This is a genomic window from Agromyces sp. CF514 (assembly GCF_900113185.1).
In the GTDB taxonomy this organism is placed as follows: domain Bacteria; phylum Actinomycetota; class Actinomycetes; order Actinomycetales; family Microbacteriaceae; genus Agromyces.
In genome coordinates, this window is record NZ_FOZD01000001.1 from 79992 (window position 1) to 96881 (window position 16890).

At 71.1% G+C, this 16890-nt stretch carries 19 protein-coding genes; 12 read left to right on the forward strand and 7 right to left on the reverse strand.

What is annotated here, in order from left to right; translation table 11 throughout:
* The first annotated feature begins 1 nt into the window (after position 1).
* From BM342_RS00360 to fdxA, 5 genes are read left to right on the forward strand one after another with little or no spacing between them, the layout of a single operon-like run.
* Positions 2-745, forward strand: coding sequence for an ABC transporter ATP-binding protein (locus tag BM342_RS00360; RefSeq protein WP_092963478.1), 744 nt, complete (start codon positions 2-4; stop codon positions 743-745).
* Positions 735-1703 carry an ABC transporter permease gene (locus tag BM342_RS00365; RefSeq protein ID WP_369823080.1) on the forward strand — a complete coding sequence of 323 codons (969 nt, stop codon included), beginning with the start codon at positions 735-737 and terminating at the stop codon, positions 1701-1703. Before BM342_RS00360 ends, BM342_RS00365 begins: the two co-directional genes overlap by 11 nt.
* Positions 1700-2515: a uroporphyrinogen-III C-methyltransferase gene (cobA, locus tag BM342_RS00370; protein WP_092963480.1), complete on the forward strand. Its 816-nt coding sequence runs from the start codon at positions 1700-1702 to the stop codon at positions 2513-2515. The genes BM342_RS00365 and cobA overlap by 4 nt, the downstream gene beginning before the upstream one ends.
* Complete coding sequence (locus BM342_RS00375; protein WP_092963482.1) at positions 2512-3939, forward strand: FAD-dependent oxidoreductase; 1428 nt, start codon at positions 2512-2514, stop codon at positions 3937-3939. The genes cobA and BM342_RS00375 overlap by 4 nt, the downstream gene beginning before the upstream one ends.
* On the forward strand, positions 3936-4256 hold the full coding sequence (gene fdxA / locus BM342_RS00380; protein ID WP_092963484.1) for a ferredoxin: 321 nt from the start codon (positions 3936-3938) through the stop codon (positions 4254-4256). Before BM342_RS00375 ends, fdxA begins: the two co-directional genes overlap by 4 nt.
* A 42-nt stretch (positions 4257-4298) precedes the next feature.
* Here the strand turns inward: fdxA and BM342_RS00385 are convergent, their stop codons facing one another.
* The 3 genes from BM342_RS00385 to BM342_RS00395 are packed head-to-tail and all read right to left on the reverse strand — an operon-like array spanning position 4299 to position 7494.
* Complete coding sequence (locus BM342_RS00385; RefSeq protein WP_177231997.1) at positions 4299-5135, reverse strand: mechanosensitive ion channel family protein; 837 nt, start codon at positions 5133-5135, stop codon at positions 4299-4301.
* A gap of 52 nt (positions 5136-5187) precedes the next feature.
* Positions 5188-6012 (reverse strand): alpha/beta fold hydrolase, encoded by an 825-nt coding sequence (locus BM342_RS00390; RefSeq protein ID WP_255368434.1) that lies wholly within the window; start codon positions 6010-6012, stop codon positions 5188-5190.
* 9 nt (positions 6013-6021) lie between these two features.
* Entirely contained in the window at positions 6022-7494 is a 1473-nt protein-coding gene (locus BM342_RS00395) for an aminotransferase-like domain-containing protein (protein WP_177231998.1), read from the reverse strand.
* Positions 7495-7624: 130 nt separating this feature from the next.
* Here BM342_RS00395 and BM342_RS00400 point away from each other — a divergent pair, with 130 nt between their 5' ends.
* Together BM342_RS00400 and BM342_RS00405 are read left to right on the forward strand one after the other, a co-directional pair.
* The gene (locus BM342_RS00400; protein ID WP_255368435.1) at positions 7625-8278 is read left to right on the forward strand and encodes a LysE family translocator; all 654 of its coding nucleotides are present in this window, start codon (positions 7625-7627) and stop codon (positions 8276-8278) included.
* Between the two features lie 44 nt (positions 8279-8322).
* A complete protein-coding gene (locus BM342_RS00405; protein WP_092963490.1) occupies positions 8323-8586 on the forward strand; it encodes a hypothetical protein in 264 nt (87 codons plus the stop codon).
* A 72-nt stretch (positions 8587-8658) separates the two neighbouring features.
* On the opposite strand, the gene BM342_RS00410 is transcribed toward BM342_RS00405, so the two are convergent.
* From BM342_RS00410 to BM342_RS00425, 4 genes are read right to left on the reverse strand one after another with little or no spacing between them, the layout of a single operon-like run.
* On the reverse strand, positions 8659-9459 hold the full coding sequence (locus BM342_RS00410) for an ABC transporter permease (RefSeq protein WP_092963492.1): 801 nt from the start codon (positions 9457-9459) through the stop codon (positions 8659-8661).
* A gap of 9 nt (positions 9460-9468) precedes the next feature.
* Positions 9469-10371 carry an ABC transporter permease gene (locus tag BM342_RS00415; RefSeq protein ID WP_092963494.1) on the reverse strand — a complete coding sequence of 301 codons (903 nt, stop codon included), beginning with the start codon at positions 10369-10371 and terminating at the stop codon, positions 9469-9471.
* A complete protein-coding gene (locus BM342_RS00420) occupies positions 10371-11552 on the reverse strand; it encodes an ABC transporter substrate-binding protein (RefSeq protein WP_092963496.1) in 1182 nt (393 codons plus the stop codon). Before BM342_RS00420 ends, BM342_RS00415 begins: the two co-directional genes overlap by 1 nt.
* A gap of 53 nt (positions 11553-11605) precedes the next feature.
* On the reverse strand, positions 11606-12673 hold the full coding sequence (locus BM342_RS00425) for an ABC transporter ATP-binding protein (RefSeq protein ID WP_092963498.1): 1068 nt from the start codon (positions 12671-12673) through the stop codon (positions 11606-11608).
* Positions 12674-12783: 110 nt separating this feature from the next.
* Here BM342_RS00425 and BM342_RS00430 point away from each other — a divergent pair, with 110 nt between their 5' ends.
* The 5 genes from BM342_RS00430 to BM342_RS00450 all read left to right on the forward strand — a co-directional run bounded on the left by BM342_RS00430 (position 12784) and on the right by BM342_RS00450 (position 16879).
* Positions 12784-13632 (forward strand): FadR/GntR family transcriptional regulator, encoded by an 849-nt coding sequence (locus BM342_RS00430; protein WP_092963500.1) that lies wholly within the window; start codon positions 12784-12786, stop codon positions 13630-13632.
* Positions 13629-14444 carry a PDC sensor domain-containing protein gene (locus BM342_RS00435; RefSeq protein ID WP_092963502.1) on the forward strand — a complete coding sequence of 272 codons (816 nt, stop codon included), beginning with the start codon at positions 13629-13631 and terminating at the stop codon, positions 14442-14444. Before BM342_RS00430 ends, BM342_RS00435 begins: the two co-directional genes overlap by 4 nt.
* Positions 14445-14493: 49 nt before the next feature.
* Positions 14494-15291, forward strand: coding sequence for a helix-turn-helix transcriptional regulator (locus BM342_RS00440; protein ID WP_092963504.1), 798 nt, complete (start codon positions 14494-14496; stop codon positions 15289-15291).
* A gap of 62 nt (positions 15292-15353) precedes the next feature.
* Positions 15354-15881: an MmyB family transcriptional regulator gene (locus BM342_RS00445; RefSeq protein WP_092963506.1), complete on the forward strand. Its 528-nt coding sequence runs from the start codon at positions 15354-15356 to the stop codon at positions 15879-15881.
* Positions 15882-15952: 71 nt separating this feature from the next.
* Entirely contained in the window at positions 15953-16879 is a 927-nt protein-coding gene (locus BM342_RS00450; protein WP_092963508.1) for an MmyB family transcriptional regulator, read from the forward strand.
* Positions 16880-16890 lie beyond the last annotated feature (11 nt).

A 16890-nucleotide genomic window follows, 5' to 3' on the forward strand; every position in this document is an offset into this window, starting at 1 on the left:
CATGAGCGGGCAGACGGCCATTCGCATCGAACACCTCGGCAAGCGCTTCGGCGCGGGTCCGGTCGTGCTCGACGACGTGAACCTCGACGTCGCCGCGGGTGAGTTCGTCTGCCTGCTCGGCGCCTCGGGCTGTGGCAAGTCCACGCTGCTGAACCTGATCGCCGGGCTCGACCGGCCGACGGCGGGGTCGATCACGACGCCGCCGGGCGGCGCCGCGGTCATGTTCCAGGAGTCGGCCCTCATGCCGTGGCTCACCGCGGTGCAGAACGTCGAGCTCGCGCTGCGGCTCAGGGGCGTCGCACGAACGGAACGCCGCGCACAGGCCCTCGAGCTGCTCGCGACGGTCAACCTCGCGGATGCCGCGGCGAAGCGCCCCCACGAACTCTCCGGCGGCATGCGCCAGCGCGTCGCCCTCGCCAGGGCCCTCGCCCAGGACCGACCCGTGCTCCTCATGGACGAACCGTTCGCCGCACTCGACGCGATCACCCGCGACCTGCTGCACGAGGAGCTCGAGCGCGTCTGGCGTCAGACCGGGCGCACCATCGTCTTCGTCACGCACAACGTGCGCGAGGCGGCCCGGCTGGGCGAGCGGGTCGTGCTCCTGTCGAGCCGACCCGGGCGCGTCGCTGGCGAATGGCGCATCGACGCGTCCGAGGGCCGTCGCATCGAATCGCCCGAGGTGGCGGCGCTCTCGCTCGAGATCACCGCCGAGCTGCGAAAGGAGATCCGCCGAAATGCCGCATGACTCCGTCTCCACTCCGACGCAGTTCGCCGACCTGCCTCACGGGTCGATGCCGTTCCCCGAACTCGTCGAACGCCCTCCGGCACCCGCGCGGGAGCCCGAAGACCTCCAGACGCTCACGGCCGGGCTCGACCGGCTCCAGACCGACGACGACCGCGCTCCCAGTGCATGGCGCGTCTTCACCCGCAGCGTGCTGCCGCCCATCCTCTTCGTCGTCGTGCTCATCGTGATCTGGCAGCTCTACGTCGTCATCGCCCAGCCGCGGCCCGACATCGTGCCGGCCCCGCTCGACGTGGTCGCGGCGATCGGGCAGGCGTGGGAGTCCGGCCGCCTGCAGCTCGCCGTCGCCACGAGCCTCGAGCGGGGCATCCTGGGCTTCGTCATCGCGATCGTCGTGGGCACGCCGCTCGGTCTGCTGCTCGCCGAGGTGAAGCCGCTGCGCCGCGCCGCCGGCCCCATCATCTCCGGCCTGCAGGTGCTCCCGTCGGTCGCGTGGGTGCCCGCCGCGATCCTCTGGTTCGGCCTCAGCGACGCGACCGTCTACTTCGTGATCCTGATGGGCGCGGTGCCGTCGATCGTGAACGGCCTGATCGCGGGCGTCGACCAGGTGCCGCCGCAGCTCCGACAGGTCGGCACCGTGCTCGGCGCCGGGCCGTGGCGTCTCGCGACGCTCGTCGTGCTGCCGGCCGCGCTCCCCGGCTACGTTGCCGGGCTCAAGCAGGGTTGGGCGTTCTCGTGGCGCTCGCTCATGGCGGCCGAGATCATCGCGACCGGCGGCACCATCGGCTTCGGCCTGGGCTCGATGCTCAACCAGAGCCGTGAGCTCGCCGACCTCGCCGGGGTGCTCGCGACGATCCTCGTGATCCTCGCGATCGGCATCCTCATCGAGCTCGTCTTCTTCGCCCCGCTCGAGCGACGGATGCTGCGCCGCCGCGGCCTGCTGCAGGCGGTCTCACGATGACCGCCGGCCACGTCACGCTCGTCGGCGCCGGCCCCGGCGACGCCGGACTGCTGACCATCCGCGGCCTCCGCGCCCTCGAGGCGGCCGACGTCATCGTCGCCGACCGGCTCGGCGCCCGCGCGGTGCTCGACGGGCTCGCGTCCGAGGGCGTGCACCTCGCTGCCGAGGTCGTCGACGTCGGCAAGCTGCCCGGCCACCACGCCGTGCCCCAGGACGCGATCAACGCGCTGCTCGTGTCGCTCGCGCGCGACGGCAAGCGCGTCGTGCGCCTCAAGGGCGGCGACCCGTTCGTCTTCGGACGCGGCGGCGAAGAGCTCCACCACTGCCAGGAGGCCGGCATCCCGGTCGAGGTCGTGCCCGGCATCACGAGCGCCATCTCGGTTCCCGCGATCGCGGGCATCCCGCTCACCCACCGCGGCCTCGCCACGACGTTCACCGTCGTCACCGGCCACGACCAGATCCAGTCGCTCGGCGGCGGACGCGACCACACCGTGGTGCTGCTCATGGGTGTCGGCACCCTCGCGAACTCCGCGATCACGCTCTCCCGCGGCGATCGCGGCGGCGCATGCCCCGTCGCGATCATCGAAGACGGCTACGGCTCAGGTCAGCGTGTCACAGTGGGTACGCTCGACACGATCGCACTGCAGGCGGCCCGCCGCGGCATCCGCTCGCCCGCGGTCGTCGTCGTCGGCGACGTGGTGACCCTGAGCCCCTACGCACCGGAAGCCATCACGTCCGCGGTCGGCACGCCTGCCGCGACCACCACCCCCGAGGCCCCCGCCTCCGCAGAACGGAAGACCACGCAGACATGACCCTCTCCCTCCGCGTCGCGATCGTCGGAGCCGGCCCCGCCGGCATCTACGCAGGCAACATCCTGAACCGCCAGGTCACCGAGGCCGGCGGCGAGGTCGCGATCGACCTGTACGAGTCGCTTCCGGCGCCCTACGGCCTGATCCGCTACGGCGTGGCGCCCGACCACCCGCGCATCAAGGGCATCGTCAACTCGCTGCACGAGATGCTCGATGCGGGCACGATCCGCCTCATCGGCAACGTCGAGGTCGGCCGCGACATCACCGTCGACGAGCTGCAGGAGCGCTACGACGCGGTCATCTTCGCCACCGGCGCGCTGCGCGATGCCCCGCTCGACATCCCCGGCATCGACCTGCCCGGCTCGTACGGCGCCGCCGACTTCGTCGCCTGGTACGACGGCCACCCCGACGTGCCCCGCACCTGGCCCCTCGAGGCGCAGTCGATCGCCGTCATCGGCAACGGCAACGTCGCGCTCGACGTCGCCCGCGTGCTCGCGAAGCACCCGAAGGACCTGCTGTCGACCGATGTCCCGGCGAACGTCGTCGAGGGCCTCGAGGCCTCGCCCGTCACCGACGTGCACGTCTTCGGCCGCCGCGGCCCCGGCCACGTGAAGTTCACGCCCATCGAGCTGCGCGAGCTCGGCGAGGTGCCCGACGTCGACGTCATCGTCTACGACGCCGACTTCGTGCGCGCCGAGAACGACCCGCACGCCGAGCAGCTGTTCGCGTCGAACAACCAGGTCAAGGTCATGACCCGCACGCTCAACGGGTGGCGCAAGCCCGAGGGCCACGAGTACACCGCCTCGCGACGCCTGCACCTGCACTTCCTGCACGCCCCCGTCGAGGTGCTCGGCTCCGACGCCGTCGAGGCCGTGCGCTTCGAGCTCACCCGCCCGGTCGGCGACGGCTCGGTCGAGGGAACCGGCGAGTTCACCGATATCCCCGTGCAGGCGATCTACCGCGCCGTCGGCTACGCGAGCTCGCCCATCGACGGCGTGCCGTTCGACGACCGCAAGGCCGTGATCCCCAACGAGGGCGGCCGCGTGACGGATGCCTCGGGCGCGCACCTGCCCGGCGTCTACGCGACCGGCTGGATCAAGCGCGGCCCCGTCGGCCTCATCGGCCACACCAAGGGCGACGCGCTCGAGACCATCACGAACCTGATCGCGGATGCCACGGCGGGCTCGCTCCCGGCGGCCCTCGTCGACGCGGCCGACGGCGAGGAGATCTTCGCGCTGCTCGACTCGCGCGAGGTGGCCTACACGACGTGGAACGGCTGGCTCACGCTCGACGCCCACGAGCGCTCGCTCGGCGAGGCGTTCGAGGCGCCCGAGCACTACGGCGAGATCGTGCGCGAGCGCGTCAAGGTCGTCCCCCGCGACGAGCAGGTCGACATCTCGCGCGACGGGTCGCTGGTCGTCTCGTGACTTACGTCATCGCGCTGCCGTGCGTCGACGTCAAGGACCGCGCCTGCATCGACGAGTGCCCGGTCGACTGCATCTACGAGGGTGAGCGTTCGCTCTACATCCACCCCGACGAATGCGTCGACTGCGGCGCCTGCGAACCGGTCTGCCCGGTCGAGGCCATCTACTACGAAGACGACCTGCCCGACGAGTGGGCCGACTACTACAAGGCGAACGTCGAGTTCTTCGACGACCTCGGCTCACCCGGCGGCGCCGCCAAGGTCGGCGTCATCGCGAAAGACCACCCCGTGATCGCGGCCCTGGCCCCGCAGGGGCACTGACCCCGCAGGGCCACTGACCCTGCAGGTCGCCCGACGGGTTCCTCAGAACCCGTCGGGCGGCACCAGCAGCGGCAGGCCCGGCGTGCTCGTGACCGTCGCGGGCAGCCCTTCGGCGACGAACGCCGCGGACACCGCGCGGACGACGTCCGAGGTCGCCCGCACCCCGACCGCAGGATCGTGCCAGTACTGGAGGCGGGCGATGACCCGGCCCGGCGAGATCGACTGCACGACGGTCTGCACACGCTGGCGGTCGATCCCCTCGACCGAGGCGGCGGCGTCCCTCGCGCGCCCGAGCACGTCGTCGACGGCATCGGCGCGACCGCCGAGCTCGACGCGCAGCTGCACCTCGCTGCGACGCGAGCCGCTGCGCGTGTGGTTGACCAGCGCGTCGGCCAGCAGCTTGGCGTTCGGCACGTGGACCGTCCGCCCGTCGACGGTGATCAGGATGACGGCCCGCGAGTTCAAGTCGACGACGGTGCCGATGATCGGCTCCCCGTCGGGGCCCTCGACCATGATCTCCTCGCCCGCGACGACGGGCCTTCGGGTCTGGATCAGCACGCTCGCGGCGAAGTTGTCGGCGACGCCGCGGAGCACCAGCACGACGATGACGCCGACGGCCACCAGGAACGCGATCAGCGGCTGCACGTTGGCACCGAGGAACGCGAGCGCGACGCCGACCCCGAGGAGGATCAGCAACGAACGCGTGAACCGGGTGGCGAACGTCCGAACGCCCTCGGGAAGGTTCGGCACCCGACCGAGGACGGCCGACATCCCCCTGCCCGCGAAGTACGCGCCGACCCAACCGGCGATGAGCGCGATGACGGCGAAGAGCACCTGTTGCCAGGTGATCGTCGACTCGGCGAGCTGACTCAGGTCCACTCCGTCAGGATAGGAGCGCAGAGGCTCGCCGTCCGGCAGCCGCGCAGGCCGATCAGCCGACGAGCCACGCCCCGAGCGCCTCGCGGAACGCATCGGGCTGCTCGACCCACGGGTAATGGCCGCAGTCGGCGAGCACGCGCAGGTCGGCGTCGAGTGCTGCGGCGTACGCCTCGACCGGCGCAACCCCCGAGAGGATGTCGGCGTCGCCGGCGATGACGAGCGTCGGCACGCGCGGCGCCGTGAGGATCCGTGCGGCCGCGTCATCCGGGACGCCCGTGAACCATGCCTCGACGGCGGCGAGCTCCCAATCACCCACCGTGCTGTGCGCGCGTTCGCGGGCGGTCCAGTGCGCGTACCCGGCCGGCCCCTCGACGGCTCGGGCGGCATGCCACTGCCGCTGGTCGACCGGCTGCGCACCGGTGAGCGACTCGAGCGCCGCGAACACCGCTGGATCGCCGCGGCGCCCGCCGATCGCATCGCCGTCCCACGCGGCATCCGTGAGCCACGCCGCGGCCGGAGTGACCAGCGCGAGTCGCTGCAGCCGATCGGGGAAGCGAGCGGATGCCGCGAGCACGAGCCTCGTTCCGGCGGAGTGCCCGACGACGTCGAACCGCTCGAGTCCGAGGTGATCGGCGAGCGCGACCAGGTCGTCGGCATCGGCCCACCAGCCGTTGGAACGCCCGCCCGTGGTCGGCGTTCCGCGGGGATGCAGCACGACGAGCGGCCGATCGGCGCCCGCGCCGGCGAGGTCCTCGAGGTAGTCGACGCCACGGCACGGCCCGCCCGGGACGACGAGCGCGGGCGGGAGGTCGGACGCTGTCGTGCCGATGTTCGAGTAGGCGAGTTCTGTGCCGTCGGCGGCCGTGTAGGTCTGCACCCGCCGACCCTACCCGGCCGACCGACGATCCGATCCCGGCCACGGCGTCGGCATCGGCATCGGCGTCGGCGTCGGCGACAGCCGCCTCCCCGGGTCATCGGTCGTCGCTCCTGCCGAGGCGGTTCCCAGCACGTCGCGCATCGCCGAGAGCCCGCGTGCGAGATCGGCCATGGTCGGCGCTCCGAGGCTGAGCCGCACGCCGCCGACCGGCTGCTGCGGATCGGCCAGCATCGAGTCGGGGTCGGTCACGAGCACGCCGGCGGCGTCGGCCGAACGTGCGACCGAGCGGGCGCGCTCCGGCGCCATCGGAAGGTAGACGTGGTAGCCGGACGCAGGCGCGACGAACAGGGCGGGGCCGAGCACGTCTCGCGCGAGCGCGATGCGCCTGGCTCCCTCGTCGCGGATCGAGGCGCGCACCGTGGTGGCGATGCCAGCGCTCACGAGCTCGTCGAGCAGCACGCAGATGAGCGGCGAGACCGGCAGGCCCAGGGCTCGCACCGCCTCGGCGATACGGGGCCGGAATGCGCACGGCGGCTTGATCATGCCGACCCGGATCGCGGGGCTGAGGGCCTTCGATGCGCTGCTCACGTGGAATGTGCGCTCGGGCGCGAGCGAGACCAGCGCCGGCGCGCTGCGCTCTTCGGAGAGCGCATAGACGTCGTCCTCGATGATGAACACGTCGTGCAGGCGCGCGACGCGCACGAGTTCGCGCCGACGCGAGGCGCACATCGTCGCGGCGGTCGGGTTCTGGAGGGTCGGCGTGACGTAGACCACCGGACGGGGCCCGCCGGCGCGTGCGTGCTCGTGCAGCCTGCGGTCGAGCAGGTCGGGCCGCATGCCCTGCCGATCGACCGGGACGCCGCGCAGCCGGTGACCGGCGAGCCGCGCGTAGCTCAGTGCACCGTGGAACGTGACCTCCTCGGTGAACACGGGCACCGGGCGACCTCCCGGGGCCCCGCTGCTGAGCGCCATGAGCACGGCCGCGATGCCCTGCTGGGCGCCGTGGGCGAGCACGAGGTCTTCGGGCGCGAGGTCGAGTCCGCTCGCCGCGATCCAGGCAGCGGCCGACCGGCGGTACTCGAGCCGGCCGCCGGGCGGACCGCACGCCGAGAGCACCTCGGCGTCGACCCGACGCGCGCTCGCGGCGAGCGCATCGGCGATGACCGCGTCGGAGAGCATGCGCGGCGGCATGTTCATCGCGAGGTCGATGCTGCCGGTCGACTCCTCGGCGCGGTAGCTCACGAACGTGCCGCGTCCGTGGGTTCCGCGCACGAGCCCGCGCAGCCCGAGCTCGGCGTAGGCCTTCGTCACCGTGCCGAGCGCGACGCCGAGCTGTTCGGCGAGCGCACGGTGCGGCGGCAGGCGCTCGCCCTCGGCGACGACCCCGTCGAGGATGTCCTCGGCGAGCGCCGAGACGAGTCGCTCCGACGTCGTCGCCGTTCCGGCGGCGAGCCGCGGCGACCAGCCCGATGAGACGCGCATGCCCGCTCCCTTCGCCCGGAAGTGTCGTGTGACACTTTGCCGAATTCTGCCCGAGTGTCTCAACATCGTCGCACACTGGAACGGACGCCGAGCCGCGGCATCCGGATTCCCTCAGACGAAGGAGGCGGCCGTGCCCGTCGGATCAGGAGCCGTGCTCGGGATCGCGCTCGTCGCCCTCGCGATGGTGCTCACCCCGGGGCCGAACATGCTCTACCTGGCCTCGCGCAGCATCTCGCAGGGCACCTCAGCAGGTTTCGTGTCACTCGGCGGCACCGCGGTCGGGTTCGTCGTGTACCTCACGATGGCCAACCTCGGCCTCGCCGCGGTGTTCGTCGTGGTGCCGTGGCTCTACACCGCGCTCAAGGTCGCCGGCGCCCTGTACCTGCTGTATCTCGCCATCCGGGCCGTCTCACCCGGCGGCATCGGACTGTTCGAGGTGCGGGACCTCGCCCGCGACACGAACGCCCGCCTCTTCTCGATGGGGCTCGCCACCAACCTGCTGAACCCCAAGGCCGCGATCATGTACGTCGCGCTCATCCCCCAGTTCATCGTGCCCGCCCACGGCCAGGTCGTCGCCCAGGGGTTCATCCTCGGCGGCGTGCAGATCGCGGTCAGCATGGCCGTGAACAGCCTCATCATCCTCGCCGCCGGGGCGATCGCCGCCTTCCTGCGCCGACGACCGCGATGGCTGACCTGGCAGCGGCGCGCGACGGCGACGCTGCTCGCGGGCGTCGGCATCGGGCTCCTCGTCGAGGCCCCCGCGCCCGCGACGACGGCCGGATAGCGACATCCCGGGCAACCCGCCACCCCAACAGAAGGACCACCGACATGACCTGCGAACTCGCCTCCGCCGAGCCGATCCGCATCGCGCCCGCCTGCGCGGACCTGATCGCACGCCTCCCGTTCGAGCAGGCCGGTTCCCGGGCCCGAAGCCGCCGCGAGTCGATCGGCCGGGCATGGCGTGCGGTGCTCGCGCGGCTGCACGACCTGCTGAGGCCGGACCCCGTCGACCTGCTCGACGACTACCCCGAGTCGGAGCGGGCCCGCGCCCTCGGGCGGCAGTTCGCCGCCCTGCACTGGGTGAACCGCTGAGCGGTTCGTGTGCTCAGACACGGGCGACGGTCGCCCGACCGGGACGCCGGCCCGCGGCATCCGCTCGCTCGACTACCGCTTCTGGTCGGCCGGACCCGAGAGCTTCTGGGCGATGTAGATCGGGATGATCGACACGAGCACCAGCACGACGGCGATCACCGAGACGATGGGCGCCTGGTTCGGCCGGAACATGTTGTTCAGGATGAAGATGGGCAGCGTCGTGACCCCCGAGCCTGCGGTGAAGGTCGTCACGATGATCTCGTCGAACGACAGCGCGAACGCGAGCAGGCCGCCCGCGAGCAGCGCCGAGCGCAGCTGCGGGAACGTCACGAGCCGGAACGTCGTCCAGACCCCCGCACCGAGGTCGGCCGACGCCTCTTCGAGGTTCGTGCCCTGCCGGCGCAGGCGCGCGATGACGTTGTTGAACACCGTCACGATGCAGAACGTGGCGTGCGCGATGACGACGGTCCAGATCGAGAGCGGCACGCCCATGATCGTGCGGAAGAAGTTGTTCAGCGCGATACCCGTGATGATGCCGGGCAGAGCGATCGGCAGGATCACGAGCAGGCTGATCGCGTCGCGCCCGAAGAACTCGAAGCGCTGGAGGGCGATCGAGATGAGCGTGCCGAGCACGAGGGCGATGATCGTCGCGACGATCGCGACCTGCACGCTCGTGAGCACCGCCTCGAGCGCGCCGGCGCTCTGGAACGCCTTCTGCCACCACTCGAACGTGAATCCGGGCGGCGGCCAGGTGAGCGAGGTCGACGTCGAGAACGAGTTCACGAGCACCACGAACAGCGGCACGTAGACCACCACGAGGATGATCGCAGTGATGACGCCGAGCGTGACGCGGGCGGGGCGGGAGAGGCGCATCCGTCTGCCTTAGAGGTTGTCGAGGGCGCCGGTGCGGCGCACGAGGAACAGGTAGCCGAAGATGATCACGATCGGGATGAGCGCGATCGCCGACGCGAGCGGGAGGTTGTTCGCGGCGCCCACGTTCGTGTAGACGAGGTTGCCGAGCATCTGGTTCGCGCCGCCCACGATGTTCACCGTGATGTAGTCGCCGAGCGAGAGCGAGAAGCTGAAGATCGTGCCGGCGATGATCGCGGGCAGGATGAGCGGGAAGACCACGAGCCGGATCGTCGACCACGACTTGCCACCGAGGTCACCGGATGCCTCGAGCAACGAATCGGGCACCCGCTCGAGGCCGGCGTAGATCGGCAGGATCACGTACGGCAGCCACAGGTACGACAGCGTGATGATCGTCGCCGGAAGCCCGTAGCCGGGCGTGTGCCCGCCGAACGGCGCGAGCAGCCACTCGAGGATGCCGTCCTGCGAGAGCACCGATCGCCAGGCGTACGCCTTCACGAGGTACGACGCCCAGAGCGGCGTCAGCACGAGGATCACGAGCACGCGCTGCATGCGCGGCGACGCGACCTTGGCCATGAAGAAGGCGATCGGCAGCGCGAGCAGCACGTCGATCACGGTCACGGCGAGCGCGACGCCCACCGTGCGCAGGGTCACCGTCTGGTACAGCGTGCCGGTGACGACCTCGATGATGTTGTCGAGCGTGAACTCGGTCGTGATCTCGCCCGTGAAGCTGTCGACCGACCAGAAGGCCGTGACGAGCAGCAGCGCGAGCGCGACGATGTAGACCACGACGAGCCAGAACAGGGGAGCTGCGAGCAGCAGCGCCAGCCGCGTGCGCGGATGGGTCGAGAGGAAGGCGGAGCCCGCCCGCGCCGCAGAGCGACGCGGGCGGGACTCCACTGAGGCCGAGGTCATCAGCCCTTGATCTCCTGCCACGCGGAGGTCCATGCGGCGTAGTCGGTGCACGTGACATCCGTACGACCGTCGAGGCACTTCTCGATGGGCGTGGTCCAGTACCAGATCTGCGACGCGTAGTCGGCATCGCCGGCGTGGTACGCCTCGCAGTCGTCGCGGAAGTCGCACGCGGCATCCGACGACGGGGCCTCGCCGAAGTAGGCGGTCGCGGTGGCGTTCGCCTCGGGGCTGGCGATGTAGTCGAGCCACGCGTACGCGCAGTTCGGGTTCTTCGCCTCGGACGCGATCATCCAGGTGTCCGACCATCCGGTCGTGCCCTCGTCGGGCAGCACGACCGCGGTGGGTGCGCTCTCGCCCTCGAGCACGTTCTGGATGACCTGCCAGCTCGTGCCGACGACGCTGTCGCCGGTCGTGAAGGCCTGGATCTCCTTGAGGTAGTCGCTCCAGTACTCGCCGATGCTCTCGCGCTGCGTCTTCAGCAGGTCGACCGCCGCGGCGAGCTGGTCCTCATCGAGGGAGTACGGGTTCTCGATGCCGAGGTCGGGCTCGTGCGCCATCAGGTAGACCGCGGCATCCGCGATGTAGATGGGCGAGTCGTACGCCGTGACCTTGCCCGCGTTCTCGGAGGCCTTGTCGAACACGACGTCCCATGAGGTGGGCGCGGTCGGGAACTGCTCCGTGTTGTACATGAGCAGGTTGGCGCCGTAGCCGTGCGGCACGCCGTACGCGACGCCGTCGACCGAGTTCCACGGCTGGTCCTTGAGGAAGTCGTAGATGCCGGCGTAGTTCGGGATCAGGTCGGTGTTCACGGGTGCCACGTCGCCGCCCGCGATGAGGCGGAGGGTCGCATCGCCCGACGCGGAGACCACGTCGTAGTCGCCGGTCTTCATGAGGTTCAGGGCCTCGTCGGAGGTGCCGAAGGTCTTGGTGGTGACCTTGCAGCCGGTCGCGTCGACGAACGGCGTCACCCAGTCGACGGTCGGATCGTTGGTGCCGTCTTCGACGTAGCCGGGCCACGCGAGGATCGAGATCTGGCCCTCGTTCTCGCCGAGTTCGGTCGCGGCGTCGCCGCCGGAGTCGCCGGAGCCGCTCGAGGTGCCGCAGGCCGTGAGCAACGCGACCGAGGCGATCGCGAGGCCGACGACCGCGCCACGGCGGGCCGTGTGCGGAATGCGCTTCATGGTTCTCTCCTTCTGTGTGGGACTGCAGGGGTGGTGCGGAGCTGCGGTTTCGGTCAGGCGACGGATGCCGCGGCATCCGCCTCGCTCGATGAAGCCGTGGGTGCCAGCGCGATGACGTCTGCGTCGTGCCAGCTCACGTGCACGCGGTCGCCGCGGTCGCCGGCGGCGAGGGCGCGGCGGTCGTTCTGCGCGAGCACGGTCACGCGGAGGCCGGCGTCGAGGTCGACGACGGTGCGGATGCCGCTGCCGAGGTAGATGACCTCGACCACGGTGCCGGAGGCCGAGCGCACACCGGCGCCCGCCTCGGGCTCGGCGCTCACGACGAGCTTCTCGGGGCGCACGGAGTGCTCGCCGCCGCGGCCGAGGAGTGCCTGCGAGCGGGTGTCGTCGAAGAGGTTCGAGGTGCCGACGAATCCGGCGACGAAGCGCGAGCCGGGTCGCTCGTAGAGCTCGGCGGGTGTGCCGAGCTGCTCGATGCGGCCGTCGTTGAACACGGCGACGCGGTCGGAGAGCGTGAGCGCCTCCTCTTGATCGTGCGTGACGAAGATGAAGGTGATGCCGAGGTCGCGCTGGATCTGCTTGAGCTCGACCTGCATCTGCTCGCGGAGCTTGAGGTCGAGGGCGCCGAGCGGCTCGTCGAGCAGCAGCACCTTCGGCTCGACGACGGTCGCCCTGGCGAGTGCGACGCGCTGGCGCTGGCCGCCCGAGAGCTGCGACGGCTTGCGCTCGGCCATCTGCTCGAGGCGCACGCTGGCGAGGGCCCGGCGGGCGCGCTCGTTGCGCTCCTTCTTGCCGATGCCGCGCACGCGCAGGCCGTAGGCGACGTTGTCGAGCACGCTCATGTGCGGGAACAGCGCGTAGTCCTGGAACACGGTGTTCACGTCGCGGTCGAACGGGGCGCGCTTGGTCACGTCTTCGCCGAAGAGATCGATGGTGCCGCCCGTGGGCTGCTCGAATCCGGCGATGAGTCGCAGCACGGTGGTCTTGCCCGAGCCCGAGGGGCCGAGCATCGAGAAGAACTCCCCGGCCGCGATCTCGAGGTCGACGTGGTCGACGGCGGTCACGGCGCCGAACTCCTTGGTGAGTCCGGTCAGCCTGATCGCCGGCTGGCTGTCGGTCATGCGTTGCTCCTTCGCGAGGCGTGTTCAAAATCATATGGATCCAGATGTCTTAATCCAGACCTGCGTGTTACGGTCGTGTCACAGTTTCCGAGCCGGACCCGGGAGGGCGGATGCCGCACGCAGCCGGCCGAACCGACGCCACCCGCGCAGTGGTCTTCGCGCCACTCGACGGCGCCGGACGCGCCGAACTCGTCGAACAGCGCATCACCGATGCGATCGTCGCCGGCGTGCTGCGCGACGGCGAGCGCCTGCCCAGCGAATCCGACCTCGCGAAGAGCCTCGGCGTCGCGGTCGTCACCGCCCGTGAGGCGCTCGTCGCCCTGCGCGACAACGGCCTCGTGCACACGAGGCGTGGGCGCGACGGCGGCAGCTTCGTCACCTTCGACCCCGACACGTCGGCCCGCATGGTCGAACGGCGGCTGCGCTCGCTCAGCCGAGTCGAGATCCGCGACCTGTCGCTGCACTACTCCGCGATCGCCGGCATGGCAGCCGAGGTCGCAGCCGACCGCGCGAGCGAGGACGACCTCGCGAATCTCGCCGACATCGACGCCAGGGCCGACCTCACGACCGCGGGCGGAGCCCGCCGCGCGGTCGGCCGATTCCAGCTCGAGATCGCCGCCGTGAGCCAGTCGCCGCGCCTCGTGCACGAGGAGCTGCGACTGCAGGCAGAGGCCGGACCCTTGCTCTGGATGTGCCTGCGGGAGGAAGATGCTCGTGACCGCAGCCGCATCGTGCGGCTCGATCTGATCCAGGCCATCCGCGACGTGCAACCCGAACGTGCACGACGCGTCACGACCGAGCACATCGCCCAGGCCGTGCAGTGGCTGGTCGACGAGAAGTCCAGAATCGACCAGGCTGCGCACCCGGCCGGCGGGCCGGCATCCGCCTCCGATGCGACCTCCGCCACCGCAGCGGAACCCGGCACCGGAACGGAATCAGCGGAAGGAATCCCCGCGTGAGCACCACCCTCGATCTCGCGGCCGAGCACATCGCCCGGCGCGTCGCTTCGACGATCGAGCCACTCCTCGCCATGGTCGACGGATGGCGCCGCGTGCTCGAAGCCGAGCTCTCGGGCCCGTTCGCGGGCGCGCTGACGGGCTCGCCGACGGCCCGGGCGACCACGCTCGACGCCGTGGTCGAGGCGCTCGTCGGGGCCGAGCTCGAACGCGAGCACGCCCTCATCACCGGCGCCGGATTCGTCGCCGCACCCGGCTTCCTGCCCGACGCCCAGTGGCACCTCGCCTGGTGGCTGAGCAGTGCGAACTCGTTCGGCACGAGCGGGGTCCCGGCGCTGCGTCGGCTCGAGGCCGTCAGCGACCCCGACTCCGAGCAGTTCCGCGACTACACGACGCTCGAGTGGTGGCGCGTTCCCGCGCGAACGGGTCGCCGCCACCTGACGGGCCCCTACGTCGACTACCTCTGCACCGACGACTACACCGTCACCATCACGACCCCAGTCACGGCCGACGGCGAGATGGTCGGCGTGGTCGGCACCGACGCGTACGTCGCGCGCCTCGAACGCGAGCTGCTGCCCGTGCTGCGCGAGTGGGGCGGCGCCTGCACGCTCGTGAACGCCTCCGGACGCATCCTCGTCTCGACGGACTCGCGCCGGGCGACCGGCGCGCTGCTCCGGCTCGACGGACTGGCCGATGCGCTCGCCCCCCTGCACGAGGAGCACCCGGGGCACTCGGTCGTGCTCACCGGCGGCGAGCTCGTGCTGCCCTGCGGCGACACCACGCTCGCACTCGTGGCGGAGGCGCCCGGGCCCTGATCGTGCAGTGCGGATGCGCTCGACCGCGCATCCGTCGTAGCCTCGGCCCGTGGCGATCAACGAACTCGGCAACTACCTCCGCGCGCGCAGGCACGCCGTGCGGCCCGAGGAGGTCGGCCTCCCCTCCGATTCCGGGCGGCGCGTCGACGGCCTGCGCCGCGAAGAGGTGGCACGGCTCGCCGGCATCAGCCCCGAGTACTACCTGCGTCTGGAGCAGGGGCGCGACACGCACCCGTCCGACCAAGTGCTGGCCGCGCTCGCTCGCGCGCTGAACCTCGACGACGCGGCGACCGACTACCTGCACCGCATCGCCGACCCGCCGCCGCTGCGGTCGTTCGCCCCGCTTCCGGGCTCGCTCGACGACGACGTGTTCGTCTTCCTCGACGGCTTCGAGGACACGGCCGCCTACGTCATCAACTCGTGCCAGGACGTGTTGGCCGTGAACGAGCGCGCGAGTCGTGTCTTCACGTTCGGGTCGGTCGGCTCGAACATGTTCGACACCCTCTTCTCGGCGCCGGCCCGCGCGAACCTGCCGAACTGGGACGAGCACGTCCTGCTCGGGATCTCCGCGCTCCGCGAGCGGAGCGACCCCGACGACCCCCGGCTGCACGAGCTCGTCGGCCGCCTGGTCGTGACCGAGCCGGACTTCGCGCGGCTGTGGGATCGCCACGACGTCACGGTGCAGTCGAGCGGGGTCGGCACGACCTGGGTCGCGGCGATCGGCGGGCTGCTCACGCTCAACTGGCAGAGCCTCGCCGTTCCGGGCGACGCGCGGTTGACCCTCGTCGCGCACTACGCCGAGCCGGGCACGCCCGCCGCCGAGGTGCTGCGCGCGCTCGGCGAGTGAGCGGCTGACTGGGTGCGACAGGGCCTCTTCGCACCGCGGGCCCGCTGGTTAGGCTCCCCCGTATGGATGGGATCGCCCCGCTGCTCGCAGAACTCGTCGCGGCGCTTCCGACCACGCCGGCGATCGTGGTCGACGGGCGCTGGGACGTGATCGCATCGAACGCCCTCGCGCAGGCGGTCTCGCCCAGCCTCACGGCCGGCGTGAACCTGGCCGAGGCCACCTTCGACAATCTCAGCGCCCACCGCACGTTGCCGCAGTGGCAGGATGTCTCGGCGCGCATGGCCGGGCTCCTCAAGGAGTCGGTCTCGGCAGCGGGCGACGCACGGTCGCGGGCCGAGGGGCTGCGCGCCGATCTCGCAGGTCGCAGCGCCGACTTCGCACGGGCGTGGAACGACGCGACGGTGCCTGCCGAGTACGCGCTCGAGGTGACGATGGACCATCCCGACGTCGGGCGGATCGAGATCACCTACGAACTGCTTCGCGTTCCCGACGCCGACCAGACGTTGATCCTGGGCCATGTCGCGCCGGGCAGCCTCTCGGAGCGCCGCCTGTACGAGCTCGCCGCCCACCTCGATCCGCCGGCACGGTGAACGCGGCGAATCCCCATCGTGGGAGCGAGACGGACACGCGCGCCGTGGGAGCGCTCTCGTATCCTGTTCGCATGGAGCGGGTGAGCCCTCTGGCGCAGTTCCTCCGTGCGCGCCGTGCTCTGGTGGAGCCGGAGGACATCGGGCTGCCCCGTGACGGCTCCTCGCGACGGGTCGTAGGCCTCCGTCGCGAAGAGGTCGCCCTCGTCGCGGGCATCAGCACCGATTACTACCTGAAGCTCGAACAGGGCCGCGAGCAGCATCCGTCGTCGACGGTGCTCGAGGGCCTCGTGCGCGGCCTCGCGCTCGACGACGACGCCGTGCTCCACCTCCATCGGCTCGCCCGCCCCGCGGTCGCCCGCGCCGCAGTGCCCTCCGACCGGGTGAGCGCGAGCCTGATCGGCCTCATCGGGTCGATGCCGTCGATGCCGGCGCACATCGTCAACAGCCGCCTCGACATCCTGTTCGTCAATCGGCTCGCCGAGGAGCTCAGCCCGGGCTTCCGGGTCGGCAACAACCTCGTGAAGCTGATGTTCCATCCGCGCGTTCCGCGGGATGCCTACTGGCGGTCGACCGCGAGCCGGGCGGTCGCCTACCTGCGCGCCTCGATCGATCCGCACGACGACGGCCCCGAGATCACGATGCTGCTCGCCCAGCTGCGCGACATGGATCCCGAGTTCGAGGTGTTGTGGAACCACCACGAGACGCGCTCGCCCGCGGGGCATCGGTCGACCTTCGATCATGTCTCGGTCGGCCTGATCGAACTGCGGTACCAGACGTTCGACCTGCCGGGCTCCGGCGGCCAGGTGCTCGGCATGTACATCCCGGTGCCCGGCAGCCCCTCGGCCGAGAAGCTGCAGATGCTGTCGCTCCTCGCAGCACAGCCCGCCGAGCGCTCCGCCGAACAGCCCGCCGAGCAGCCCGCCGAGCAGCCCGCCGAGCAGCCTTCCGAACCTGACCGTGTCGCACCTAGGAAGCCCGGGGCCACGCCCTCGGCCTGACGCATCCCTAG